We start from the raw sequence: 24,944 nt of genomic DNA, 5'->3' as shown, positions 1-24,944 counted from the left end.
ATCTCAAAAGGGTTCGCTGCTGTTTTTACAATGGAGTTTAAAGAAAACGTTATCACAGAAGAACATCGTTTTTATTTGAAGCCTTTCTCGACTTACGGTTGATTATCCTATCTTTTTCCCCTAAAATTAAAGAGGAACTTAAAGAAAGTCAGGTAGATTATGGAATTACAATTTTTAGGAACAGGCGCAGGTGTTCCTGCAAAACATAGAAATGTGACAAGTATAGCATTGAAACTTTTAGACGAACGTAATGAAGTTTGGTTATTCGACTGTGGTGAAGGCACGCAAATGCAGATTTTGCGAACGACTATCCGTCCGAGAAAAATCGGTAAAATTTTCATTACACATTTACACGGCGATCATATTTTCGGGCTCCCTGGACTCATCAGCAGCCGTTCATTTCAAGGTGGGGATACGCCGTTAGAGATTTACGGGCCAAAAGGGATAGAGGAATACATAAAAGTCTCTTTAGGCATTTCGCAAACACGGTTAAGTTATCCGCTGAAATTCATCGAGTTAAATGAAACAGACCCGATTTTTACTGATCAGCAATTTTCTGTTTATGCAAAAAAACTAAATCATGGAATCGACAGTTACGGTTATCGTGTGGTTGAACATGATCATAAAGGAGAATTGCAGGTGGATCGTCTGAAAGAATTAGGCATTCCCGCTGGACCACTGTACGGCAAGCTGAAGCAAGGGGAAACGATCCAACTAGAAGATGGTCGGACGATCAATGGAAAAGATTTTGTTGGCCCAAATAAAAAAGGGCGGATCGTGACTATTTTAGGCGACACGAGAAAAACACATAATTCTGTTGTGCTTGCGGAGAACAGTGATATTTTGGTACATGAAAGCACATTTAATAAAGATGAAGCAAGAATGGCGCATAACTATTTCCATTCCACGACTCATCAAGCTGCTGAAGTTGCAAAAGAAGCGCAGGCAAAACGGCTGTTGCTTACTCATATCAGTGCAAGATATTTAGGAAAAGCAGCTCTAGAGCTTGAAAAAGAAGCAAAAGAAGTGTTTGAAAACACGACGATCATGAAAGATTTTGATAGCATTGAGATACCATTTCGTGAGGAGGATGAGGCATGAATTTAGAAGATAAAGTTGTTTTAGTAACAGGTAGTTCAGGTGGTCTAGGCGCACAAATCTGTTATGAAGCAGCAAAGCAAGGAGCAATCGTTATAAGTTGCGCACGAAGAATGGCATTTGTAGAAGGTGTCAGAGACGAGTGCAGACGCTTGAGCGGCAAAGAGGCTTATGCTTTCAAAGTAGACGTCAGCGATCCTTATAGTGTGGATGAACTATATGAAAAAGTAATGGAAGAAGTTGGACGTGTCGATATTCTGGTAAACAATGCTGGTTTTGGTATTTTCGAGGACTTCCTTACATTCGATCTTGGAAAAGCATACGATATGTTTGAAGTCAATATCTTAGGAATGATGGTTTTGACACAAAAATTTGCGATCGATATGGCAGAAAGAAGACAGGGACATATTATTAATATCGCCTCAATGGCTGGGAAAATGGCAACTGCAAAATCAACGGTTTATTCTGCCACGAAATTTGCGGTCCTTGGCTTCTCCAACGCTTTGCGATTAGAATTGAAACCACTTGGTGTAGCTGTTACGACAGTAAATCCAGGTCCAATCGAGACAGATTTCTTTGACAAGGCTGATCCAAGCGGAAGCTATTTGGAAAAAGTCGGGCAAATCGTTTTAGAACCCACTAAGTTGGCAAAAATGATCGTCCGCAATATGAGACATCCAAAACGGGAAATCAATCAACCGTTTATTTTAGAAGTTGCATCAAAATTTTATACGCTGTTTCCAACGATTGGTGATTATTTAGCCAGCGGAATTTTTAACAAAAAGTAGGTGGAGGAATTGAAAAAGCAAAGCAATGTGATTCTTGGATTTATCTTAGTTTTGATTATTGTTCTTTTTGCTGTATTGAACAATAAAAATGTCCCTGTAAGTTTTGGTTTCACTTCCTTTTCTGCACCGTTGATCTTAGTGATCATCGGTTCTGCGCTGATTGGTGCGCTGATTGTATTCTTGACTGCTTCGGCAACACTATGGCAGCAAAAAAAGCAAATCAAGCAGCTGACTCAGGAAATATCAGAATACCAAACAGATCTGCAAAAGAAAATTGAAGAAGCAAAAGAAGAACAGCAACGCGAGTTTAGAAACGAACGCGCGGAGTTAGAAGCTGCTTATCAGGCGGAATTACAAGCGAAAACAGCACAAATCAGTCAATTGAAAGCACCAGAAGAACAAAAAACGCAAGCGCCAAAACAAAGCTTCAATTATTTTGACTAATAGGGATATTTCATAAATGGTCGTATAAAAGATCGGGTCCTGCTGAACATCAGTCTAGCGGATCTGATCTATTTTTATTCTTTCTTTCTGCTTTTTTTTGCTGATTTCCTTTGCTATAATAACTAAGTTAGGAGTGAGAAAGTGAGACAAGCAAATTTTGATTGGAAGTTAAGCGAGACAGAGCCTTCTGAATCCTTTCTCCAAATGATCTGTGAACTGAAATTATCTCCATTTGTCGGTAAGTTACTGTGGCAAAGAGGTTACCATGAGGAAGAGGATATCAACCGATTTTTATATCCAAAGGAACAAGAACTACATGATCCGTATCTGATGCACGATATGGATAAAGCAATCAGTCGAATACAAGAAGCTGTAATCAGTGGAGAAAAAATCCTTGTTTACGGTGATTATGATGCAGACGGAATCACCAGTGCAACGGTAATGAAAGAAACACTGGAATTACTTGGCGCAGAAGTAGAAGTATTTTTGCCAAATCGATTTGAACACGGGTATGGACCAAATCGATCGGTATACCAAGAAAAGATCGAAAAAGGCGTCCAGTTGATCATCACTGTTGATAACGGGGTAGCAGGACATGAGGCAGTAGCATATGCTCAGCAAGCTGGTGTAGACGTGATCATTACAGACCATCACGAACTACCTGAGAAATTACCAGATGCCTATGCGATTGTTCATCCTCGTCATCCAGCGGGGCAATATCCATTTCCAGATCTGGCAGGAGTCGGAGTAGCATTCAAAGTAGCTTCTGCATTGTTGGAAGAACCACCTGCAGAATTTTTGGATTTAGTAGCAATAGGAACGATCGCCGATTTAGTTTCATTGACTGATGAGAATCGAATCCTTGTTTCATTAGGAATCGATGCCATCCATCATTCAGAACGGATAGGACTTCAGGCGCTGTTTGAAGAAAGTGGCGTAAAAATGAGAGATGCAGACGAAACAACGATCGGCTTTTCGATTGCGCCCAGACTAAATGCCATTGGTCGGATGGGCGACCCGCGACCTGCCGTTTCATTGCTTGCAACGTTTGACGAAGAAGAGGCATCCATTCAAGCAAAAAAATTGAATGAAATCAATGAAGAAAGAAAAGCAATCGTAGAGCAGATAACAGAAGAAGCGTTAGCGATGGTCAATAAGGAGAATCATATCCATCTATTGGTAAACCGAGGATGGCATGAAGGCGTTTTGGGTATTGTTGCTGGAAAAATAATGAACGAAACTGGTAAACCAACGCTTGTTCTTACTTTAAAAGAAGACGGATCAGCTAAAGGATCTGGACGTAGTGTTGAAGCCTTGAACCTTTTTGAAATGCTTGACCAGATGCGAGATTTATTTACTTATTTTGGAGGACATCATGCAGCAGTCGGGTTAACGATGCCAAGTGAAAATGTCACAATACTACAGGAGAAGATGAACCAATATATAGTCGATCGTCAAATCGATTTGACAAGAGGACCTGAATTAAGAATTGATGAAGTGCTATTTCCGGATGAAGTAACAGTAGAGCGTATTGATGAACTAAAATTATTAGCGCCATTTGGTACAGATAATCCTTTACCTCAATTTTTATTTCGGCAAGTTCAAGCAGCGAATGTCAAAAGAATCGGAGCAAATCAACAGCATCTGAAATTTGTCCTTTCCGATGAATCTAGTCAGCTTGATGCGGTCGCTTTTGGTTTTGGAACTCAAGAAGAAGAACTGCTGAATAATCTAGTAGATGTAGTAGGAAAGCTTTCGATCAATGAATGGAATGGACGTAAGAAACCCCAATTGATGGTATCTGATTTTGCAGTAGGGGGTCTGCAAGTATTTGATTGGCGGGCAAAACGTTTCCGTGAACAGAGCCGAACATCTGAAGACAGTCTTTATTTAGCTTTTGATTCTTCGACGTTGAAATTCGTGCCGGAAAGTATCCAAGAAACGGCGATTGTTTTCGAAGGAATGGATTCTATACAGGCGGTAATTGAAAAAAGAAAACCGAAATCTCTGGTTATTATGGATTGTCCAGATGATTTAGCAGAGCTGAAAGAAGTCTTTCGGTCTTATTCATTCAATCGTGTTTATCTGATGGGGATTTCACCTGATGAGGCTTATTTGAATGGGGTAGGCACAAGAGAACAGTACGCAAAATTGTTTAAATTGATCCATTCTCAAGAACGAATAGATATACGTCATAAAATAAAAGCAGTAGCTCAATATTTGCGTATCCCTGAAAAATTATTAATTTTTATGATACAGGTGTTTTTTGAATTGAAATTTGTTACAATAGAGAACGGTGTTTTACAAAAAGTCGCCAGCCCAGAAAGTCATCCTTTGACTGAGAGCAAATTATACCAGCGGCGGCTAAATAAAATCAAAGTTGAGGAATTTTTGCTTTTGAGCGATATTCCTACCATAAAGAAATGGTTAACAACCTAGGAGGAAACAAAGAGTGGATTTAAAAGATTATATTGCCAGTATTCCCGACTATCCGTCAAAAGGAATTGTATTCCGAGATATTTCCCCGCTGATGGCAGATGGTGACGCTTATCGGGAAGCTACGAAGCAAATCGTAAATTATGCAAAAGAAAAACGAATTGATATGGTAGTTGGACCAGAAGCACGTGGGTTCATCGTAGGATGTCCTGTTGCTTATGAGTTAGGAGTCGGTTTTGCACCAGTCCGCAAAAAAGGAAAATTACCTCGAGAAACCATCGAAGTGACTTATGGATTAGAATATGGAACAGATACATTGACATTGCATAAGGATGCCATTAAACCAGGTCAGCGTGTGCTGATTTGTGACGATCTGCTGGCTACTGGTGGAACGATCAAAGCGACAATCGAACTGATCGAACAATTAGGTGGTGTAGTCGTAGGCTGCGCATTTTTAATCGAATTGATGGATCTCCATGGACGCGACAAAATCAAAGGATACGACATTATTACATTAATGGAATATTAAGCAGAAAAAGCGATTTATGATTTATAATTTATAAAGAAGTGATTTTGAAGCGACCCTCAAAAGTCAGATAGGCACTCTGACGCTTGAGGGTCGCTATTTTTTATAAATGGAACCAGTCAAAGTCCGGTAAAGGTTCGAAAAAAAGGATGTGACCGATTTTTGTCACACCCTCGTAAAAGTTTAACTTTTTGTCTTTTAAACAATTAGCAGTCAATCCTCATTATGATTGCCTGGATCTGTAGTAGGGTTCATGATAGAAATGATCTTCATGAATTCTGCGCCGCTCAGATTGACGGTACTTCTTTTCATCCCACAACATGAACCACAAAGTAAATAACGGAACAAACACAAGTAAAGCTGGACGTATGCCGAAATTACCAATAATAATACCTAAAAACAAAACAGTTAATACTAAGCCAAGACGTCTCATTGATTTCATGAATTCTCACCTCGTTAATTTATGCGAACAATTGTTCGTATATTTAGTATACGAATATTTGTTCGGTTTGTAAAGAGGGAAGTGATAAAAATTTGAAAGAAGAAGAACTTGGGCGAAAAAAGAGTTTGAGACAATGGTCTCAAACTCGGTTTTAAACAATTTTCTTTTTTAGTACTAATTAATAGATATGGCTACGATAGAGTCCTACTACTCGTCCTAATATAGATACTTGATCTAAAATGATTGGTTCGAGTAAGTCGTTTTCAGGTTGAAGACGGAAGTAGTTTTTTTCTTTATAGAATCGTTTGCAAGTCGCTTCATCCTCTGCAGTCATTGCAATGACGATATCACCGTTTTGTGCAGTTTCCTGCTTCCGAACGATCACGTTGTCGCCATCCAAAATTCCAGCATTGATCATACTATCTCCACGAATCGTCAGCATAAAGAGACTGCCTTCTTCAGAAGAAAGATTAGGAGGGATCGGAAAGAAGTCCGAAGCATCCTCTACTGCTAAAATTGGTTCTCCAGCTGTTACTACGCCAAGTACTGGAATAGTTGTTGGACGAATCCCAATCTTTTCTAAACCTTGTTTTGTCAACTCGATTGCACGAGGTTTCGTCGGATCTCTTTGGATAAACCCTTTTTTTTCAAGCCGTGCAAGATGACCGTGAACAGTAGAAGTAGAAGAAAGCTGAACAGCTTCCCCGATTTCACGGACAGTTGGCGGGTATCCTTTTTGGGTTACTTGTTCATGGATATAACGTAAGACTTCAATTTGTCTTGATTCAGTTTGTCGGGCCACAAGGTACACCTTCTTTCACTTGATAAATAAATAGTACCATATAAAAAGCGCTAAATCAAACGAATGTTCGTGTTTTATTTAGTTTATCTAGTTGTTTTTTTTTCAGTTTTTATATAATATGAAGGAGAGTAAAAGGAGGGCTGAGCATGCTGTCACCTGAAAAAATAGAGCGGATCAATGAACTTGCACGTAAAAAGAAGGAAAATGGTCTCTCGAAAGCCGAAGAACAAGAACAAATCAACTTACGCAAAGAGTATTTGGAAGCTTTTCGTTCCGGTATGCGTCATCATATCGAAGGAATGAAAATCGTCGATCCTGAGGGCAATGACGTGACCCCGGAAAAATTAAAAGAAATCCAAAAGAAAAAAGGCTTACACAACCGAAATGACAACTTTTAGTAAAAAATACTGAAAATGATTGCTTTTTCGTGTGACATCTTATAGAATGAAAGTGTAAGAAATAAAGGTAAAAAAAACCTAAATTAATAGGAGGGGTTATTTTGTTTGACAAAATTGACCAACTTGGCGTTAACACAATTCGTACATTAAGTATTGAAGCAGTCCAAAAAGCAAACTCAGGACATCCTGGATTGCCGATGGGCGCAGCACCTATGGCATATGCGTTATGGACAAAACACCTGAAAGTAAATCCAACGACATCCAAAAATTGGGCTGATCGCGACCGTTTCATTCTTTCAGCAGGACATGGGTCAGCAATGTTATATAGTTTACTTCATTTAGCTGGCTATCAAGTGACAATTGATGATTTGAAACAATTCCGTCAATGGGATTCTAAGACACCGGGACATCCTGAAGTCCATCATACAGATGGTGTAGAAGCTACTACAGGCCCATTAGGCCAAGGGATTGCAATGGCTGTTGGTATGGCGATGGCAGAAGCACACCTTGCAGCAACTTATAACAAAGAAAACTTCAACGTAATGGATCACTATACGTATGCAATCTGTGGGGATGGAGACTTGATGGAAGGAGTCTCTCAAGAAGCAAGTTCGATGGCAGGTCATATGAAGTTAGGTAAATTAATCGTTTTATATGATTCAAACGATATTTCATTAGATGGTCCAACTTCAAAAGCGTTCACAGAAAATGTTGGTGCTCGTTATGAAGCATATGGCTGGCAACATATCTTAGTGAAAGACGGAAATGATCTAGAAGCAATCTCTAAAGCGATTGAAGAAGCAAAAGCTGAAACAGATAAACCAACGTTGATCGAAGTAAAAACAGTCATCGGCTACGGTGCTCCTAAAGAAGGAACATCTGCTGTTCATGGTGCTCCTCTTGGCGAAGATGGTATCAAGATGGCTAAAGAAGTTTACGGATGGGATTATCCAGACTTCACTGTTCCCGAAGAAGTAGCTGCCCGCTTCCATCAAACAATGATAGAAGAAGGACAAAAAGCTGAAGATGCGTGGAATGAAATGTTTGCCAATTATAAAAAAGCTTATCCTGAATTAGCACAACAATTTGAAGATGCCTTTGATGGAAAACTGCCAGAAAACTGGGATGCAGAATTGCCGACTTATGAAGTAGGAAGCAGTCAAGCAAGCCGTGTTTCAAGTAAAGAAGTCATCCAAGAATTATCGAAAGCTATACCAAGTTTCTGGGGCGGTTCAGCAGATTTATCAGGTTCCAATAATACAATGGTAGCTGCTGATAAAGATTTTACTCCTGAACATTATGAAGGACGTAACATCTGGTTTGGCGTTCGCGAATTTGCGATGGCTTCGGCTATGAATGGTATCCAACTTCATGGCGGAACTCGTATCTATGGCGGAACATTCTTTGTCTTTGTCGATTACCTAAGACCAGCTGTTCGTTTAGCAGCGATTCAACATACGCCTGTTGTTTACGTTTTGACACATGACTCCGTTGCTGTCGGAGAAGACGGACCAACACACGAACCGATTGAACAATTAGCTTCTGTTCGTTGCATGCCTGGTGTCCAAGTGATTCGTCCAGCAGACGGAAATGAAACACGTGCTGCTTGGAAAGTGGCGATGGAGACTACTGATGCGCCTACTATCCTTGTATTGAGCCGTCAAAACCTTCCTGTATTGCCTTCTACAAAAGAAGTAGCAGATGAAATGGTCAAAAAAGGCGCGTACGTTCTTTCTCCAGCTAAAGGAGAAACACCAGAAGGTATTTTGATTGCAACTGGTTCTGAAGTTGATTTAGCCGTGAAAGCTCAAAAAGAATTGGCAGAAAACGGGAAAGATGTTTCTGTTGTTTCTATGCCAAGCTTCGACCTGTTTGAAAAACAATCTTCTGAATACAAAGAAAGCGTACTTCCTAAAGCAGTGAAGAAACGCGTGGCGATCGAAGCTGCTGCATCATTCGGATGGGAACGCTATGTGGGGACAGAAGGAACAACGATTACCATCGATCATTTCGGTGCATCTGCTCCTGGTTCTAAAATTTTAGAAGAGTTTGGATTTACAGTAGAAAATGTTGTGAATACGTACAATCAATTATCATAGACACCAATCATTGTTTGAATGATAAAGACAGCTGTCTGCAAGTTGGAGGCAGCTGTTTTTTATGTGGTGGAAAGAATGAGTCAATGTTACTTTTCGTTTTCTGTTATATTACATTTAAATGACAAAACAAAGAATTCTTCGGATTAGTTTGTGTTTCTTGAAAATTAAAAGTATAATTTAATTAATTAAGTTTGTTTTAAGAAGAGAACTTTTTATTAAGTTTTTTTATTTTGAGGAGGAATTTGAATGCAAGAGCTGAAGACCCGCAGTGCCCGACACCATAGACCTAAAAGAAACATGGTGATCAATAAAAAAGCGATTGCTCCTTTAATTGGAACGAGTCTTTTAGTTGGGCCGATGATGGTTACAGCGGTACCGCAAAGTGTTCATGCAGATGAACAAGGATCTCAAACAGTCGCTGATCCTCAAGCGTTTATCGATCAAATCGGCTGGTCTGCATCAGAAGTTGCTGCAAGTAATGACTTGTATGCTTCAGTCATGATCGCTCAAGCGTTGTTGGAAAGTGCATATGGTACTTCCGGATTAGCTAGTGCGCCCAATTATAATTTGTTCGGTGTAAAAGGAAGCTATAACGGACAGGTCGTTTATATGGCAACCAAAGAATATGTAAACGGACAATGGGTAACGATGAATGAACCATTCCGAAAATATTCTTCTTATTGGGAATCCTTCCAAGACCATGCAAATGTTCTTCGTTCAACCAGTTTTTCAACAGGCGATTATCATTATGCTGGTGTATGGAAAAGCAATACAACAAGTTTTTATGATGCAACAGCGTACTTGACAGGTCGTTATGCTACCGATCCAGATTATGGGACCAAATTGAACTCATTGATTAATACTTATAATTTAACCCGTTTTGATACACCATCAACTGGTTCGGCGACCACAACTACCACAAGTACAACAACTACTACGACGACTTCAACGTCATCATCATCTTCGACAACAGGCGCGGATACAAATAGTAGTCAAACATATACAGTTGTATCAGGAGATACGCTATGGGATATTGCACAAAAATTTGGCATGTCTGTTGATGATCTAATGGCGAAAAACGGTATGTCCATGTCCAGTTATTCTTTATTAGTCGGACAAGAACTAAACGTTTGATTTAGATAAAAAGGCAAAGAAACTACCATATCTGGTATATCTTTGCCTTTTTTTGCTAGTCAAAGACGAATCACTCGCCAGAAATGAACAGATTGTATTATGATAAGTAGGAAAGAGCAAAGACAAGGGGGAATTGAAGATGACAGCTATCTATAACTCAGTCACCGAATTGATTGGTAAAACGCCAATCGTCAAATTAAATAAAGTCGTACCAGAAGATTCAGCAGATGTATTTGTGAAACTTGAGTTTTTTAATCCAGGAGGAAGTGTAAAGGACCGGATTGCTCTAAGTATGATAGAAAAAGCGGAACATGATGGATTACTGAAACCAGGAGATACCATCATTGAACCTACTTCCGGAAATACAGGAATCGGATTGTCGATGGTAGGAGTCGCGAAAGGATATAAAGTCATTATCGTGATGCCTGAGACGATGAGTATCGAAAGACGTTTATTGATGAAAGGATACGGCGCAGAGTTGATTCTGACGCCTGGTGTGGATGGTATTTCTGGATCCATTAGAGAAGCAGAACGTTTGGCAAAAGAAAATGGCTACTTTTTACCATTACAATTTGAAAATGAAGCAAATCCTCTTGTACATGAAAAAACGACTGGTCCAGAGATTCATCAAGCCTTTGGAGTAAATGGATTGGACGCTTTTGTCGCAGGTATCGGGACAGGCGGGACAATCACTGGCGTTGGCCGAGAATTAAAACGTGTGTATCCAAAGATCGAATTAGTTGGGGTAGAACCGGCAGAATCTGCCATTTTAGAAGGAAAAGAAGCAGGTCCTCACAAAATCCAAGGGATCGGTACAGGATTTGTTCCTAAAACACTGGATACCTCTGTATATGATAAAGTCCTTTCCGTGACTGGAGACGAAGCGATGGAAACAGCTAGAGAAGTCGGACGAAAAGAAGGAATTTTAGTTGGTATCTCATCTGGCGCTGCAATTGCTGCTGCATTAAAAGTCGCAAAAGAACTAGGGAAAGGCAAAAAGGTATTAGCAGTCGTTCCCGACAATGGTGAACGTTATTTATCTACAGCCCTTTACCAAGAAATGTAAGTAAACTTGTTTCTCTATAAATAGGTTTATGTGGAAGGCTTTTACAGATGAAAAGAAAACACAAAAATCTATGATAAGAAAAGAGTTAGTTGAATAGAGACGTAGAATGGTGAACATGACTGTTTTACGTCTTTTTTTCATTAAAATACAATAAAATTGAATTTTCTTTTCATGTTAAGTGGATTTTAAAATGTAAAAATAGTATGATAAGACGAGAATAACAACGTGGGGTGTTTACATGGAAAATAAGTTAGTCGAAGAGGTTATCGAAAAGTTAAAAAAAGAGAACATTCGAATCACACCTCAACGGTACGCGGTTTTAGAATATTTGATTGAACATCATTCCCATCCAACAGCTGATGAGATTTATAAAGCACTTGAACATCGTTTCCCAAACATGAGTGTTGCGACCGTTTACAACAATCTTCGTCTGTTTACTTCGATTGGATTTGTTCAAGAAATGAAGTACGGCGATGCTTCTAGCCGTTTTGATTTCAGCTCAAAGCGTCACTATCATGTGATTTGCGAAAACTGCGGTAAGATCGTTGATTTTCATTACCCAGGGTTAGAAGATATAGAAATGGCTGCGAGTAGGCTGACTGATTTTGAGATTAACGAACATCGGTTGGAATTGTATGGACTTTGTCCAGACTGTAAAGAATCAGCGAAAAAGGCACAAATGTAAAAACAGTTTCTACAAGTGTTACACCTAAAAAAGCTGGCTGCGTAAAAAAACGCTAGCTTTTTTTATTTTTTTGTCTTTTGTTCACAAACACAAACGTTAAAGTGAATGTTATCACAATTAGAACCTTGCTAACAATGAATTTCTATGATTGTAAATGAGTAAAACTACAAATAAACCTTTGTGAATTCACAAGCATTAAACTGTTGTATCCGTTTTATTTCTGTTATAGTAATTTTGTCGAAGGACAAAATGTTAATCGGAGGGACCATAAATGAAAGTAGTAGTAATTGGCTGTACTCATGCAGGTACTGCAGCTGTAAAAAGTATTTTAAAAAATCATCCAGAAGCAGAAGTGACAGTATATGAAAGAAATGACAATATTTCTTTCTTATCTTGCGGTATTGCACTTTATGTCGGCGGAGTAGTAAAAGACCCAGCAGGCTTGTTCTACTCAAACCCTGAAGAATTATCTTCATTAGGAGCAACAGTTAAAATGGAACACGATGTAACAGACGTCGATACAGAAAACAAAACAGTGACGGCAAAAGATCTGAAAACAGGAGAAACAGAAACGGTTTCTTATGATAAATTAGTAATGACAACTGGTTCATGGCCTATCATCCCACCGATTAGTGGAATTGATGCAAAAAATGTACTCCTATGCAAAAACTACAACCAAGCAAATGAAATCATTGCACAAGCGAAAGAAGCAAAACGTGTAGTAATCGTTGGTGGTGGGTATATCGGTATTGAATTAGTCGAAGCTTTTGTCGAATCTGGAAAACAAGTAACATTGATTGATGGGTTAGATCGCATCTTGAACAAATATCTAGATAAACCATTCACGGATATCTTAGAAAAAGAATTGACAGACCGCGGTGTCACTCTTGCATTAGGTGAAAATGTTACTGAATTCATCACAGATGAAGAAGGAAAAGTGAAACAAGTAGCTACACCAACAGATACATTTGATACAGATATGGTCATTTTATGTGTGGGCTTCCGTCCAAATACAAAACTGATCGAAGGAAAAGTAGAGACACTGCCAAACGGGGCAATCAAAGTAAATGAATACATGCAAACAAGTGATCCAGACATTTTTGCTGCTGGAGATTCAGCAGTAGTCAACTACAATCCAAGTGGCACACAAAACTATATTCCTCTGGCAACAAATGCCGTGCGCCAAGGATTGCTTGTAGGAAATAACTTGACAGAGCATAAAATGGCATATCGTGGGACTCAAGGAACTTCAGGACTTTATCTATTTGGCTGGACGATTGGCTCGACAGGAGTGACCAAAGAAAGCGCAACATTGAACGATCTAGAAGTCCAAGCAACGGTATTTGAAGACAATTATCGTCCAGAGTTCATGCCGACTACTGAAAAAGTAATGATGGAGTTAGTTTATGAAAAAGGCACAAATCGTATCGTTGGTGCTCAGTTCATGTCTAAATACGACATTACGCAATCAGCAAATACTATGTCTTTAGCTGTTCAAAATAAAATGACTGTAGAAGATCTTGCTCTTTCAGACTTCTTCTTCCAACCACATTTTGACCGTCCTTGGAATTACTTGAACCTACTTGCACAAGCAGCGCTAGGCGAAATCGAAACAGCACAATAAAGAAAGACAGACGAGAGCGGTTATGAAAAAGCTGTTTAGCTTTGATTGATTACCGTTTATTTTGGAAAAAGGGTTGTGACGCGTTTTTTGTCACGACCCTCTGTCTTTTTGTGAAAAGTGCAATTAGTTGTCTTTCTTCGCATTTTTTGTCACAATAAGCAACAAAGATAAAGCTGTTACATAAAAGAACAAGCAGTTTTACTTGAACTTGAAAAGAAAGGTGAGAAAGAAGATGAATAAAGAATATTTTGTCCAACAAGATGCATTTTTAGAAGATTATAAAAATGTTGCGAAGGAGTCGACGATCAATATAGATAAGTTGGCGGAGCAAGTGCTCTCTCAATTGAATGAAACACAAGAGGAATATTATACGATGCCAGCAGAAGATGCGAAAGATAATGCTTCTCATCGTTTTCCTTTCAGTCGACGCATCTACTCAGATGAAAATGACGGCACATTGAATACGGAGTACACATATGAAGGACAGCCGTATGAACTAGAAACAGAAGATGATGTTTAAACACCGTTTATTCGGAAAAAAGGGTTGTGACATTTTTGTCAACACCCTTTTTTCTTGATTTCATTCTCATTTTTACTATAAAATCCTTTTAGCTTTGTTGTTTAGGAAACAAAAAAATAATATAATGAAAGAAAAAGAAGGTGTAGAAATGGATAAAAGACAGCTGCTAATAGAAGAATATCTGGATTTAGCTAATGAGATGATTCATCGTAATAAACCAGAAATGGAAAAAGAATTTGTAGGATTTACGCTAAATGAACTAGAAGTGATTGAACATATCGGGAAAGTCCCTGATTCTAATGTGACAAAATTAGCGAATGCTAGTTATATGACTAGAGGAGCCATCAGTAAGCTAACAAAAAAACTGATAGCCAGAGGGATCATAAACACTTATCAAAGCGAAGAGAATAAAAAAGAAATCTATTTTCAATTGACGCCAATCGGACAAAAAATAAGGAATAGACATGAGCAGCTCCATCAAAAATGGGTACAGCGAGATGCTGCTGTATTTGAAAATATGTCAAAAGAAGAATTTGACACAGTATTTCGTTTTATCGGTCGATACAGAGAATTTATACGAAGAAGCAAATGAAACTAATGTTTTATATTGTAATAATAATAGGCAAAGATCATAAGTAAAAACCCGAATATCGTCGGAAGAAATGGTGCTGCAGCATAAAGTTGCCCTGCGATTAGCGGGCCGATGACGCGCGATAGAGATTGTATACTTTGGGTACCGCCCATTACAAGACCTTGCTGGTTATCTGAGACAGAATTGGATAGTTGTCCATTGAATACAGGAGTAAAAATAGAATCGCCGAAACCATAACAGATAATCCCAAATAAAAACAAAATCGGCAGTAGAAGAATTCCAGATAATGTGATGAATAGATAGGCGAGGATTTCACTGAACATCCCTATTCTTGTGATCTGCTGTTCTGAAAATTTTTTGAGCAATCGAGTCATAATGAACAATTGCGAGACAATATCCAAGATTCCAATCAAAGAGAAGCTTAAACCAACCAACCCAGCCTTCCACTGAAAGGCGTCAATCGAAAATTGAGAAAAGATAGATTGAAGAGAGCCAGCTGCTAACCAAACAGCAAAACCTGCTGTCAATAAAGGAATAACGGATGAAATCTTGAATAATTGTTGTAATTGGTGAAAAGGTCTTACATGGGAGAAACTTAAATCTACTGAACGTTTTTTTATTGGAAGGCTTTCTTGCAAAAATGTGTAGCCATAAACGGCATTTAAGAAAGTAAAGAGAGCGCCGATAAATATAGGAACAGAATTCCCCAACTCAGCTAATAGCCCCCCTATAATAGGACCAAGCGTTGTTCCTATACCGACTAAAGCACCCATCCATCCAAAAACTTTGGTTCTTTCATTAGGTTCCGTAATGTCGGCAAAGTAAGCATATAAGGTGGAGATTTCTCCTGCCGTCAATCCTTCAATGATACGACCAAGGAACAACATCCATATCGAATTTCCTAAACCAAAAATCAAATATCCAATACTTGATCCTAATAAACTGATAATAAGGATCGGACGACGCCCGAAATGATCACTTAAGCTACCGAGAATGGGGGCAGATAAGAAGGCAGCTAGAGCATAAATAGACATGAGCAAAGTGATATAGAAAGCTTGCTGATGTACGGAGTGGGAATAAGGCAGCGCTAAAAACGGAAGTACAGGACTGACGATAGTAAATCCTAATCCAGTGAATAAGACAGAGACGTATCCAAAAACTTTAGAATGTTTATTTGTGAAACTGTACATTAAAAAACTCCTTTATGGAATAATGTTAACTTGGAAACAAAAATAGTGTATAGCAATTTTGTTTCCTTGTCAACATTCTAAGGAACAGCAAAATCTACTTAATTTATTTATTCCGAAAAGTGAAGATGCGCATCAAAAACATGAACAAACAAAAATCAAGTAGACGACACTGTAAATCTGACCGATCAGTGAAGTAAATAGAAAAGAAACCTGTTCTTGCTTCCCATGTTTTTTTTACGTATACTGTGATTGAGCGGAGGAGAAATCATGTTGAATTTAGAAAATTACTTAAGCGCTGGACAAACAGTCATATCTAATCTTTTACTTAAAAATTATCATAGGATCGGTCTACAATCTGAAGAATTTTTATTTGTTCTACAGTTGCACATGGCACAGCTTGAAGGAGATACTTTCCCTGATTTGCAGATGATTGCTATGGATATGGGAATCAAACAAGATCAGATTTTTAAAATACTGGATCGTCTCGTAACAAATGGATTTATCAAGATAGAAACGACGATTGTCAACGGTAAAAAAGCAGATCGATATAATCTTTACCCCATCTATGATCAATTAGGTGAGTATTTAAAAACACAAGAAAAAAAATACGAAGAAAAAACACAAGAAAAAGAAATCCAGTCAGTGTATCAATTATTTGAACAAGAATTTGGACGCCCGCTTTCTTCGATCGAGTTCCAGCGGATTGGACAATGGCTAGAAGAAGACCATTATCAGCCGGAAATTTTGAAGCTAGCACTGCGGGAAGCCGTATTGAATCAGGCTTATAGTTTTAATTACGTTGACCGTATTTTGCTATCGTGGGAAAGAAAAAATCTACGTACAAAACAGCAAGTAGAAGAAGACCAAAAACGAAGAAAACAGCAACTTCTTCAAAAAGAAGTAGAGCAGCCAACTCAACAAGAAGAATTGCCAAAAGTTTCGCTTAAAAATTGGTTGGAGGAGTAGCAGAATATGTTAAGCAAACAAAAGACAATGGAAGCTCTAGAAACGATGTATGAAATGTTCCCAGAAGCACACGGAGAACTGAAACACAATAATCCATTTGAGTTATTGATTGCAGTGATCTTAAGTGCCCAAGCGACAGATGTATCAGTAAATAAAGCAACGCCAGATTTGTTTGCCTCCTTCCCAACACCTGATGCATTAGCAGATGCTTCAATCGATGAAATCATCCTCAAAATAAAAACGATTGGTTTGTATCGTAACAAAGCAAAAAATATCAAAGCGTGTGCGCAGCAGCTGATTGAACGTTTCGACGGACAAGTACCAACGACAAGAGAAGAATTGATGTCACTTCCTGGCGTGGGTAGAAAAACGGCAAATGTCGTATTAGGAGATGCATTCGGGATACCAGCAATCGCAGTAGACACCCATGTTGAGCGTGTTTCAAAACGACTGAGGATCTGCAAACTAGATGCCTCGGTCATGGAAGTAGAAGAAACACTGATGCGGAAAGTGCCGCAAGAATTATGGGTAAAGACACATCATACACTGATTTTTTTCGGTAGATATCATTGTACAGCAAGAAATCCTAAGTGTGAGGTGTGTCCTTTGCTATCAATATGTCAAGATGGGAAAAATCGGATGCGCCTAAAAGAAAAGACGCTAAAAAAGAAACCACGCCTGTAGACGTGGTTTCTTTTTTCTATCTGTTTCCAGAAGCTGAGGTGCTACTGGATGGTGTATGGTCATTTGCAGCATCCGCTCCGCTAGTTACTGGCTCACTAGAAGAAGCAGGAGGAGCAGATGAAGACGGCGTCGAGCTTTCTTCAGATGAAGAAGAAGGAACCGTCGTTGATGACGCTGGCTCACTTGTCTCTGCTGTCGTGCTTTCTGTTGACGACTCAGCGGTTGATTCACTTTGACTAGTAGTGCTAGTTTGAGTCGTCGTCTCTGTTGTTGAACTTCCAGGAGTCTGGACATAGCTGGAAGAAGGAATAGTTGTTGATGGCGCAACTGTGCTTGATTTCACTGTATATTGATCCTTATAGTACAGTTCACCGCCCACACGAATCAAGCCACTTGGCATCTCCCAGTCTGTATTTGTCACGTTAGCTGAAACATACTGCATAAGCTCGCGATAAACATCAGAGGCCACGTGTGACGATTCTGAAGTGACAGGTGTCATTTTCTTGTTGTAACCTGTCCACACGGAAATCGAATAATTTGGTGTATAGCCCGCAAATAGGATATCTGGATATACACCAGAAGAAATACCAAGTTTCGCATACTCGTCATCTGTATAATTTGATGTTCCGGTCTTACCGGCTTGATATAACCCAGCGATTTGCGCATTCGTACCAGTACCTTCAGTGATTGTATCTTTTAAAATATCTGTGATCATATAAGCTGTTTCTGGAGACATGGCTGTTTTTCCATCTGGTTCATAAGTTTCTTCTGTACCGTCTTGGAAGACGATTTTATTAACATATTGAGGTTTGTAATAGGTTCCTCCATTGGCGAAAGCCGCATAGGCTGCTGCCATTTTTAAGGAAGAAGCTCCGTATTTTGTCCCATCTTGTTCTTCCGTATTACTAGAGATCGCATTCGATTGATGGATCGTACTGTATTCGATCCCAAGATTTTTTAAGAAAGAAGCCACTTTATCTGAACCAACTTCATTGAATAATTTGACTGCTGGAACATTACGGGATAAGTAAAGTGCTTGGCGTAAAGTAATGGTGCCCATATATTGATTATCCCAGTTTCCTACAGGTGTAGAAGTACCTTCATAGTTATACGGTGCGTCAGTAATAGTTTTTCCAGTAGAATATTTCAAATATTCAAAAGCTGGTCCGTAATCTGTTACAGGTTTCATCGTAGAACCAAAATCACGGGAAGTATTCACTGCTAAGTTGTTGCCTAAAGTCACGTCTTCTGCGATGTGACGCCCGCCAATCTGGGCTTTGACTTTCCCAGTATTTGTGTCGATAAGCGTGGAGGCAACTTGCATCTCGTCGTCTGGATAAGAGACATACTGATCCGTATTGACGATATCATATAGTTTCTTTTGAGCATCCAGATCCAAATTCGTATAGATCTCTAAACCGTCTGTGTAGACATTCTTATCTGTTTTTTCTTGTACTTCATTGATGACTTCTTTGACATAATTATCGACGATCTTAGTGTTGTCATCAGATTGAGTCAGCTCTTGCAAACCATCCGTTACCGGTACATTAACAGCTTGATCATATTCTGTTTGAGAGATTTTTTCGTTTTGAAGCATCGTATACAAAACAGTATCTCGTCTTTTCTTCGCCTGATCGGGATAAACATAAGGATCATAGGCAGAAGGGGCTTGTGGCATTCCAGCAAGCAATGCTGTTTGTGGTAAAGAAAGTTCTGATAGTTTCTTACCAAAGTACATCTCAGAAGCTGTCTCCATCCCGTACAAACCATTTGACATGTACACTTTATTTACGTAGTAGGTCAAAATTTCTTGTTTCGATTTTTTCTGTTCCAATCTTACAGCCATCCACGCTTCTTGAGCCTTACGTTTCAGAGTCTGATCCTCGGCGCTGGTGGAGAAGAAGGACAGTTTGATCAATTGTTGTGTCAAAGTACTTCCGCCTTGTAGACCGCCAGAGGTGAAATTAGAAAGGGCAGAACCGATGATCCGAATAGGGTCAACCCCGATATGTTTATAAAAACGGCGATCTTCTACTGACACGATCGCATCTTCCAATGTTTTCGGTAATTCATTTGCAGAAATCTTTTCTCGCTTTTCCGCACCTAGATCTTCGAATAATTCACCATCTTGTGTATATAATTTGGAAGATACGGTAGCGTCTAATTTTTTATCTGTCAATTCGGGTGCATCTTTTGCGTAATACCAGAACAGTCCTACACCTGCTAAAAAGAGGATACAGAAAAACGAGAGGATGCCTAAAAGGATCTTGATAAACAATCCTTTTTTATGTGGTCCAGAAGACTTCCCAGAACCTTTGCCAGAATTCTTCTTCACACTCTTTTTAGGAGTAGGCTGTTTCTGTCGTCTAGAGCTTCTAGTTTGTTCATTTGCCATTCTTGCTTTCTCCTTCAATAGATAATGTTGATAAATAGAAGTCAACCGCGTCCAAATAAGGAATCCGCGGAGAAATACCAGTTTTGATCTCTATTCCTAGTTCTTCGATCAAAGATAAAGGCAGTGATTTGCGTCCTTTTTCCTTTTGGGCATCCCAGTAAGCAATCAAATGAACACTATTCAAATAAAAACAGCGTTTCAAAGTCGAAAACCATAATAAGACAAAGCAGACTCCTTTTTGTTCGAGGCATGCTTTCATGTGTTCGATTTGATGGGCATGGAAGTTTTTAAAGGGAAACGATGTTTTGTTCTTGGTTTCTTTTGCTTCAAAGTCCAAGTAAAAGCCTCGATAGACGCCATTATAGTCTGTGGTTGAGGCTTGGGTAAAGTAGGCTTCTTTGATCACAGCAGCGCTTCTCTTAGGATAGTCTACTTTCACGATTTGGATAGGGGTAGGCTTTTTATGGATAACTGCCAACCCGCGGGAAAGATAATACTCATTACTTTCATTGATTGCTTCTTCAAAGCGCATCCCCCGATTGCCGAATTCGGTGATTTGTTTTCTTTTTTCTTGAATTTTTTCGACGGGAGAGGCATTCTTATAATAAGGTTGGCCGTTTGGATAGCGCAATACCATCTTTAATCACACTCCTAGGCCACATTATAGCAAAAAAGCAGATAGAAAGAAAAGGAATCTGAGATGGATAAGTCAAAAGTAATCTATGTGTCTGGGTATCGAAGTTTCGAACTCGGTGTTTTTAAAGAAAATGACCCTAAAATCCAAGTTGTTAAAAATGTTTTAAAAAGGGAACTCCGTCAGTTAGCAGAAGAAGGGTTGGAATGGGTACTTGTCAGTGGGAATTTGGGCGTTGAACTATGGACCGTGCAAACGGTAGCGGAATTGAAAGAAGAATATCCGGAACTTGCCCTTGGTATTTTGTATCCTTTTGCTGATTTTGGTAATAACTGGAATGAAGGGAACCAAGAGAAAAAACAATTAGCAGAACAATTAGCAGATTATGTCGAAGCTGTTAGCCATCAACCCTACCAATCCCCTAGTCAGCTAAAGAATCATACTCGCTTTATACTTGAACATACAGTAGGCTGTCTGCTGATCTATGATGAAGAATTCCCTGGGAAAACGAAGTATTTTTTTGAAGATGCACAGAATTACCAAGCAGATCATCCCTACGAAATTCGGCTGATCAGTATGGACGATCTTCAAAATTTTAGTGAATAATCGATATTGTGTTTGATTTATCAACTTTTTTCCTATACAATGAAAAAGGTAGAAATGTTATTACGTAAATGAAAACTAGAGGTGTAAATATGGCGAATTTGGTTTATAGTCCTAAAGACATTTTACAACAAGAATTCAAAACAAAAATGCGCGGCTATGATCCCGTTGAAGTTGATGAATTCTTAGACAATATCATCAAAGATTATGAAACTTACAGCAAAGAACTCCTTGCTTTACAAGAAGAAAACGATCGATTGAGTGCAAAAGTAGCTCAATTATCTAAAACTCAAGGAGCAGCTCAAACACGTGTGCAACAAACAGAAGCACCGAAGAGCGCAGCAGTAACCAATTTCGATATCTTAAAACGCTTGTCAAACCTTGAACGTGAAGTATTCGGTAAAAAGCTTGATCAACAAGCAAGTGCAGTCAAACCAGCACAACCTAATCCAAATAACTACACAAATGCAGATACAAGCTTAGATGATAATGAAAAAACACGTCAATTTTAATTTTTGACTAATGAATTTGCGGTTTTCGGGTAATCGCGGTCTGACTTGATCAGGCTGAGGAAAGTCCATGCTCGCACAGGCTGTGATGCCTGTAGTGTTCGTGCTTAGCGAAACCATAAGCTAAGGTACTCTTTGGAGTAACGGCAGGAAAACAAGCTAAGGCTTCGGCTATGCTTAAGTATCCTTGAAAGTGCCACAGTGACGAAGCGGCTGGGGAAACCCATCCGGTGGAACGCGGTAAACCCCTCGAGCGAGCAACCCAAACAATGGTAGGGGCGCTTTTTGTCTGGAAGAAGAACAAGACAAAAAGGCAGTACAACTGCAGATAGATGGTTACCGCTTTGCTTTTTCTCCCTGGAAAAGCAAAGTACAGAACATGGCTTATAGAAAACCGCAAACATCAGGGAATAAGGTCGTGACAAAAGTATTTTGTTCTTATTACAAAACAGACTTTTGTGTCACCGGTTATTCGGAGTTTGAGTAAAAGCGTGGGGTAGGACTGACTGATGTCCCACCCCCCTTTTTTTATAAATAAGGAGATTATGTATGGAAAAAAACAGGAAGTTCAACCTCGTCGCAACTGCGGCAAGCGGTCTCGAAGCGCTGGTTGGTAAAGAATTAAGAGATCTTGGAATTGAATGCCAAGTTGAGAACGGACGTGCACGATTTGAAGGAACAATGGAAACGATCGCTACAGCTAATTTATGGTTACGTACAGCAGATCGAGTAAAAATCGTGGTTGGGGAATTCGATGCGTATACGTTTGATGAATTGTTTGAAAACGTAAAAGCATTGCCTTGGGAAGATTTTCTTCCACTAGATGCAGCTTTCCCTGTAGCTGGAAAATCAATCAAATCGAAACTATATAGTACACCTGATTGCCAGGCAATCACAAAAAAAGCAATCGTTGAACGTCTTCGCACGTATTATCATCGTCCAGCTTCTGTTCCGCTGACGGAAACAGGCGCACATTTCCAATTGGAAGTAGCTTTGCTGAAAGACCATGTGATGGTAACTTTGGATACGACAGGACCAAGTTTATTCAAACGTGGTTATCGCTTAGAAAAAGGTGGTGCACCATTGAAAGAAAACATGGCGGCCGCGCTTGTGATGCTGACAAATTGGCGGAAAGATCGTCCATTTTATGATCCTGTATGTGGTTCAGGTACGCTTTGTATTGAAGCAGCCTTAATAGGTCATAATATCGCACCAGGATTCAATCGCGAGTTTGCTTGCGAATCTTGGGACTGGTTCAGTCAGGAAATCATGGAAAATGTTCGATCAGCTGCAGAAGAAAAAGCAGATTATGATATTGAATTAGATATTACTGGTTCAGATATCAATGGACGGATGATTGAAATTGCCAAAGCCAATGCAGAAGAAATCGGACTAGGCTCTTCGATTGTCTTTAAACAACAAGCAGTGAAAGACTTCAAGACAGATAAAGAATATGGGGTCATCGTTGCTAATCCGCCATACGGAGAACGACTAGGAGAAGAAGAAACCGTTCGAAAATTATATAAAGAAATGGGCGATGTATTCCGTCCATTAAAAACATGGAGTAAATATATCTTGACTAGCGACTTAGCGTTTGAGGAATTTTACGGACAAAAAGCAACCAAAAAAAGAAAATTGTATAATGGTGCTTTGCGTACGGATCTGTTCCAGTATTGGGGAACTCGTCCGCCTAGAAAAAAAGAGAAAGACGAATAATCTGACTAATTGATTCATTCAATTGGATGTTTGGAGGAATAGGGAATGAAAGAAAAAGAGTTTTTACAAGAAGTAAAAGAAATCAATCTTCTACAACAAGCTTTAGGAATCCTCGATTGGGATACACAAACAGGTATGCCAGAAAAAGCTAGTGCATACCGGAGTGAAGTAGATAGCTATCTTTACAGTATTTATTTTTCAAAAAAGATCGGTCCAAAAATTAAAGAAGCCATTCGCTATTTTTCTGAACATCCGGAAGAATTATCGGAAGTCGGAACGTCCGTTTTTGACAAAGTAAAAGAAGAGTATGATTTAGAATATCGCGTACCGGAAGATCTCATGAGAAAATATACAGCTGCTGTTTCTTCCGCTCATGGTCAATGGCAAAAAGCTAGAGAAACACAACAGTTTTCTGATTTTCAAGAAGCATTGGACCAAAATATCGAATTGACAAAACAATTGATACCTTATTGGAAAAAAGAAGAAAAGACAGATTATGATGTTTTGCTGAACCAATATGAACCTGGGATGACTGTTGAAATCCTCGATAAGGTATTTGATCAACTCAAAGAAGGAATTCTTACGATCCGCCGTACGCTCCAAGAAAAAGGGACGGAACCTGAAACAGACTTCTTAAATCGGAGAATGACAAAGGAACAACAGAAGAGATTTGTAGTAAAAGTGATCGAACAACTTGGTTATGATTTTAGTCGTGGTCGTCTAGATGACACTGTCCACCCATTTATGACTGGAATCAATCCAAATGATGCACGGATCACGACACGCTGGAACGAAACAGATTTCAAAATGGCTGTTTTTGGAGTGATCCACGAGGCTGGTCATGGAATGTATGAACAAGACATCGATGATAAATATGCTTATACACCGGTTTATCAAGGCACATCAATGGGTATTCATGAATCACAATCGTTGTTTAATGAGATCATTGTGGGAAGTAGTCACAGCTTCTGGAAAAAGCAATATCCTTTCTTCCAGGAATGTGCAGAAGGAACATTCGATGATATTCCTTTTGACAAGTTTTATCGTTCATTGAAACATACACAATCAAGTTTGGTTCGTATCGAGGCAGACAGTTTGACTTACCCTCTCCATATCATCATTCGTTATGAAATCGAAAAAATGATTTTCAATGAAGGGGTAGATGTTGCTGAATTACCTGAGATATGGAATCAAAAATATGAAGAGTATCTGGGAATACGACCAACAAATGATGTGGAAGGGATCTTACAAGATGTTCATTGGTCAGGTGCAAGCTTTGGTTATTTTCCATCTTATGCATTGGGGTACATGTATGCGGCACAATTACTTCATTCTTTACAGCAAGAAATAGATGTGGAAAATGTTCTAGCGTCAGATGATTACTCTCCAATCAAAAATTGGATGTCAGAGCATATCCATCAATATGGTGCATCTAGAAAGCCAAATCAATTGATTATGGATGCAACGCATGAACCACTTAATCCACAATATCTGATCGATTACATGAGAGAGCTATATTTCAATGTATATCAGGTAAAATAAAACCTATTTATAAAGATAGCTGGAATTCATCTAATCGATTAGATGCTTTCA

The 24,944-nt window shown here is 39.1% G+C and carries 24 protein-coding genes and 1 other RNA gene; 20 read left to right on the top strand and 5 right to left on the bottom strand.

Annotated features, from left to right (window positions below):
- Nucleotides 1-159: 159 nt before the first annotated feature.
- From rnz to IGJ53_RS08015, 5 genes are all read left to right on the top strand, one after another.
- Complete coding sequence (rnz, locus tag IGJ53_RS08035; RefSeq protein WP_010732672.1) at nt 160-1,101, top strand: ribonuclease Z; 942 nt, start codon at nt 160-162, stop codon at nt 1,099-1,101.
- On the top strand, nt 1,098-1,886 hold the full coding sequence (locus IGJ53_RS08030; protein ID WP_002329154.1) for an SDR family NAD(P)-dependent oxidoreductase: 789 nt from the start codon (nt 1,098-1,100) through the stop codon (nt 1,884-1,886). The genes rnz and IGJ53_RS08030 overlap by 4 nt, the downstream gene beginning before the upstream one ends.
- Nucleotides 1,887-2,330 carry a LapA family protein gene (locus tag IGJ53_RS08025; RefSeq protein WP_002390566.1) on the top strand — a complete coding sequence of 148 codons (444 nt, stop codon included), beginning with the start codon at nt 1,887-1,889 and terminating at the stop codon, nt 2,328-2,330. It abuts the gene before it with no gap.
- A 141-nt stretch (nt 2,331-2,471) separates the two neighbouring features.
- A complete protein-coding gene (gene recJ, locus IGJ53_RS08020) occupies nt 2,472-4,769 on the top strand; it encodes a single-stranded-DNA-specific exonuclease RecJ (RefSeq protein WP_438750005.1) in 2,298 nt (765 codons plus the stop codon).
- Between the two features lie 13 nt (nt 4,770-4,782).
- Nucleotides 4,783-5,295, top strand: coding sequence for an adenine phosphoribosyltransferase (locus IGJ53_RS08015; protein WP_002295813.1), 513 nt, complete (start codon nt 4,783-4,785; stop codon nt 5,293-5,295).
- Nucleotides 5,296-5,515: 220 nt separating this feature from the next.
- On the opposite strand, the gene IGJ53_RS08010 is transcribed toward IGJ53_RS08015, so the two are convergent.
- Together IGJ53_RS08010 and lexA are read right to left on the bottom strand one after the other, a co-directional pair.
- A complete protein-coding gene (locus tag IGJ53_RS08010; RefSeq protein ID WP_002297436.1) occupies nt 5,516-5,734 on the bottom strand; it encodes a hypothetical protein in 219 nt (72 codons plus the stop codon).
- 178 nt (nt 5,735-5,912) lie between these two features.
- The gene (gene lexA, locus IGJ53_RS08005; RefSeq protein WP_002309378.1) at nt 5,913-6,536 is read right to left on the bottom strand and encodes a transcriptional repressor LexA; all 624 of its coding nucleotides are present in this window, start codon (nt 6,534-6,536) and stop codon (nt 5,913-5,915) included.
- 146 nt (nt 6,537-6,682) lie between these two features.
- On the opposite strand from lexA, the gene IGJ53_RS08000 reads away from it, so the two are divergent.
- The 8 genes from IGJ53_RS08000 (at nt 6,683) to IGJ53_RS07965 (ending at nt 14,654) form a co-directional block, all read left to right on the top strand.
- Nucleotides 6,683-6,934, top strand: a complete 252-nt coding sequence (locus IGJ53_RS08000; RefSeq protein ID WP_002309377.1) for a DUF896 family protein — start codon at nt 6,683-6,685, stop codon at nt 6,932-6,934.
- Nucleotides 6,935-7,035: 101 nt separating this feature from the next.
- Complete coding sequence (tkt, locus tag IGJ53_RS07995) at nt 7,036-9,033, top strand: transketolase (RefSeq protein WP_010732670.1); 1,998 nt, start codon at nt 7,036-7,038, stop codon at nt 9,031-9,033.
- A gap of 246 nt (nt 9,034-9,279) precedes the next feature.
- Entirely contained in the window at nt 9,280-10,167 is an 888-nt protein-coding gene (locus IGJ53_RS07990; protein ID WP_086328288.1) for a glucosaminidase domain-containing protein, read from the top strand.
- A 139-nt stretch (nt 10,168-10,306) separates the two neighbouring features.
- Nucleotides 10,307-11,233: a cysteine synthase A gene (gene cysK / locus IGJ53_RS07985; RefSeq protein WP_438750002.1), complete on the top strand. Its 927-nt coding sequence runs from the start codon at nt 10,307-10,309 to the stop codon at nt 11,231-11,233.
- A 238-nt stretch (nt 11,234-11,471) separates the two neighbouring features.
- Nucleotides 11,472-11,918: a Fur family transcriptional regulator gene (locus IGJ53_RS07980; RefSeq protein ID WP_002289542.1), complete on the top strand. Its 447-nt coding sequence runs from the start codon at nt 11,472-11,474 to the stop codon at nt 11,916-11,918.
- Between the two features lie 271 nt (nt 11,919-12,189).
- A complete protein-coding gene (locus tag IGJ53_RS07975; RefSeq protein ID WP_002309372.1) occupies nt 12,190-13,542 on the top strand; it encodes an NADH oxidase in 1,353 nt (450 codons plus the stop codon).
- A gap of 232 nt (nt 13,543-13,774) precedes the next feature.
- Nucleotides 13,775-14,062, top strand: a complete 288-nt coding sequence (locus IGJ53_RS07970; RefSeq protein WP_002372384.1) for a DUF5960 family protein — start codon at nt 13,775-13,777, stop codon at nt 14,060-14,062.
- Nucleotides 14,063-14,210: 148 nt separating this feature from the next.
- The gene (locus tag IGJ53_RS07965; RefSeq protein WP_438749999.1) at nt 14,211-14,654 is read left to right on the top strand and encodes a MarR family winged helix-turn-helix transcriptional regulator; all 444 of its coding nucleotides are present in this window, start codon (nt 14,211-14,213) and stop codon (nt 14,652-14,654) included.
- 2 nt (nt 14,655-14,656) lie between these two features.
- Here IGJ53_RS07965 and IGJ53_RS07960 read toward each other — a convergent pair whose 3' ends face one another.
- Nucleotides 14,657-15,844, bottom strand: a complete 1,188-nt coding sequence (locus IGJ53_RS07960) for an MFS transporter (RefSeq protein ID WP_259741845.1) — start codon at nt 15,842-15,844, stop codon at nt 14,657-14,659.
- Nucleotides 15,845-16,111: 267 nt separating this feature from the next.
- Between IGJ53_RS07960 and IGJ53_RS07955 the strand changes: the two genes are divergently transcribed.
- On the top strand, nt 16,112-16,810 hold the full coding sequence (locus IGJ53_RS07955; protein WP_010732664.1) for a DnaD domain protein: 699 nt from the start codon (nt 16,112-16,114) through the stop codon (nt 16,808-16,810).
- A 6-nt stretch (nt 16,811-16,816) separates the two neighbouring features.
- Nucleotides 16,817-17,494, top strand: coding sequence for an endonuclease III (nth, locus tag IGJ53_RS07950; RefSeq protein ID WP_002309365.1), 678 nt, complete (start codon nt 16,817-16,819; stop codon nt 17,492-17,494).
- Nucleotides 17,495-17,510: 16 nt separating this feature from the next.
- Here the strand turns inward: nth and IGJ53_RS07945 are convergent, their stop codons facing one another.
- Together IGJ53_RS07945 and recU are read right to left on the bottom strand one after the other, a co-directional pair.
- Nucleotides 17,511-19,889 carry a PBP1A family penicillin-binding protein gene (locus tag IGJ53_RS07945; RefSeq protein WP_259741844.1) on the bottom strand — a complete coding sequence of 793 codons (2,379 nt, stop codon included), beginning with the start codon at nt 19,887-19,889 and terminating at the stop codon, nt 17,511-17,513.
- Nucleotides 19,879-20,526, bottom strand: coding sequence for a Holliday junction resolvase RecU (gene recU, locus IGJ53_RS07940; protein ID WP_002309362.1), 648 nt, complete (start codon nt 20,524-20,526; stop codon nt 19,879-19,881). Before recU ends, IGJ53_RS07945 begins: the two co-directional genes overlap by 11 nt.
- 63 nt (nt 20,527-20,589) lie before the next feature.
- Here recU and IGJ53_RS07935 point away from each other — a divergent pair, with 63 nt between their 5' ends.
- The 5 genes from IGJ53_RS07935 to IGJ53_RS07915 all read left to right on the top strand — a co-directional run bounded on the left by IGJ53_RS07935 (nt 20,590) and on the right by IGJ53_RS07915 (nt 24,893).
- The gene (locus IGJ53_RS07935) at nt 20,590-21,129 is read left to right on the top strand and encodes a DUF1273 domain-containing protein (protein ID WP_010732661.1); all 540 of its coding nucleotides are present in this window, start codon (nt 20,590-20,592) and stop codon (nt 21,127-21,129) included.
- Nucleotides 21,130-21,218: 89 nt separating this feature from the next.
- The gene (gpsB, locus tag IGJ53_RS07930; RefSeq protein ID WP_002295835.1) at nt 21,219-21,638 is read left to right on the top strand and encodes a cell division regulator GpsB; all 420 of its coding nucleotides are present in this window, start codon (nt 21,219-21,221) and stop codon (nt 21,636-21,638) included.
- 21 nt (nt 21,639-21,659) lie between these two features.
- Nucleotides 21,660-22,027, top strand: an RNA gene (rnpB, locus tag IGJ53_RS07925) — RNase P RNA component class B.
- A gap of 157 nt (nt 22,028-22,184) precedes the next feature.
- Nucleotides 22,185-23,351: a THUMP domain-containing class I SAM-dependent RNA methyltransferase gene (locus IGJ53_RS07920; RefSeq protein ID WP_002372394.1), complete on the top strand. Its 1,167-nt coding sequence runs from the start codon at nt 22,185-22,187 to the stop codon at nt 23,349-23,351.
- Nucleotides 23,352-23,396: 45 nt separating this feature from the next.
- Nucleotides 23,397-24,893, top strand: a complete 1,497-nt coding sequence (locus IGJ53_RS07915; RefSeq protein WP_010732660.1) for a carboxypeptidase M32 — start codon at nt 23,397-23,399, stop codon at nt 24,891-24,893.
- Nucleotides 24,894-24,944: the final 51 nt, after the last annotated feature.

The sequence above is a fragment of the Enterococcus sp. DIV1283b genome, assembly GCF_051710965.1.
GTDB lineage: Bacteria > Bacillota > Bacilli > Lactobacillales > Enterococcaceae > Enterococcus_B > Enterococcus_B lactis.
Note: the sequence above shows the minus strand (reverse complement) of the source record. Positions and strands in the feature narration are given on the sequence as shown.

Coding starts and splice junctions, on each gene's coding strand:
- rnz (WP_010732672.1), top strand. CDS start 160: ATGGAATTACAATTTTTAGGAACAGGCGCAGGTGTTCCTGCAAAACAT.
- IGJ53_RS08030 (WP_002329154.1), top strand. CDS start 1,098: ATGAATTTAGAAGATAAAGTTGTTTTAGTAACAGGTAGTTCAGGTGGT.
- IGJ53_RS08010 (WP_002297436.1), bottom strand. CDS start 5,734: ATGAAATCAATGAGACGTCTTGGCTTAGTATTAACTGTTTTGTTTTTA.
- IGJ53_RS08000 (WP_002309377.1), top strand. CDS start 6,683: ATGCTGTCACCTGAAAAAATAGAGCGGATCAATGAACTTGCACGTAAA.
- IGJ53_RS07990 (WP_086328288.1), top strand. CDS start 9,280: ATGCAAGAGCTGAAGACCCGCAGTGCCCGACACCATAGACCTAAAAGA.
- cysK (WP_438750002.1), top strand. CDS start 10,307: ATGACAGCTATCTATAACTCAGTCACCGAATTGATTGGTAAAACGCCA.
- IGJ53_RS07980 (WP_002289542.1), top strand. CDS start 11,472: ATGGAAAATAAGTTAGTCGAAGAGGTTATCGAAAAGTTAAAAAAAGAG.
- IGJ53_RS07975 (WP_002309372.1), top strand. CDS start 12,190: ATGAAAGTAGTAGTAATTGGCTGTACTCATGCAGGTACTGCAGCTGTA.
- IGJ53_RS07970 (WP_002372384.1), top strand. CDS start 13,775: ATGAATAAAGAATATTTTGTCCAACAAGATGCATTTTTAGAAGATTAT.
- IGJ53_RS07965 (WP_438749999.1), top strand. CDS start 14,211: ATGGATAAAAGACAGCTGCTAATAGAAGAATATCTGGATTTAGCTAAT.
- IGJ53_RS07960 (WP_259741845.1), bottom strand. CDS start 15,844: ATGTACAGTTTCACAAATAAACATTCTAAAGTTTTTGGATACGTCTCT.
- IGJ53_RS07955 (WP_010732664.1), top strand. CDS start 16,112: ATGTTGAATTTAGAAAATTACTTAAGCGCTGGACAAACAGTCATATCT.
- nth (WP_002309365.1), top strand. CDS start 16,817: ATGTTAAGCAAACAAAAGACAATGGAAGCTCTAGAAACGATGTATGAA.
- IGJ53_RS07945 (WP_259741844.1), bottom strand. CDS start 19,889: ATGGCAAATGAACAAACTAGAAGCTCTAGACGACAGAAACAGCCTACT.
- recU (WP_002309362.1), bottom strand. CDS start 20,526: ATGGTATTGCGCTATCCAAACGGCCAACCTTATTATAAGAATGCCTCT.
- IGJ53_RS07935 (WP_010732661.1), top strand. CDS start 20,590: ATGGATAAGTCAAAAGTAATCTATGTGTCTGGGTATCGAAGTTTCGAA.
- gpsB (WP_002295835.1), top strand. CDS start 21,219: ATGGCGAATTTGGTTTATAGTCCTAAAGACATTTTACAACAAGAATTC.
- IGJ53_RS07920 (WP_002372394.1), top strand. CDS start 22,185: ATGGAAAAAAACAGGAAGTTCAACCTCGTCGCAACTGCGGCAAGCGGT.
- IGJ53_RS07915 (WP_010732660.1), top strand. CDS start 23,397: ATGAAAGAAAAAGAGTTTTTACAAGAAGTAAAAGAAATCAATCTTCTA.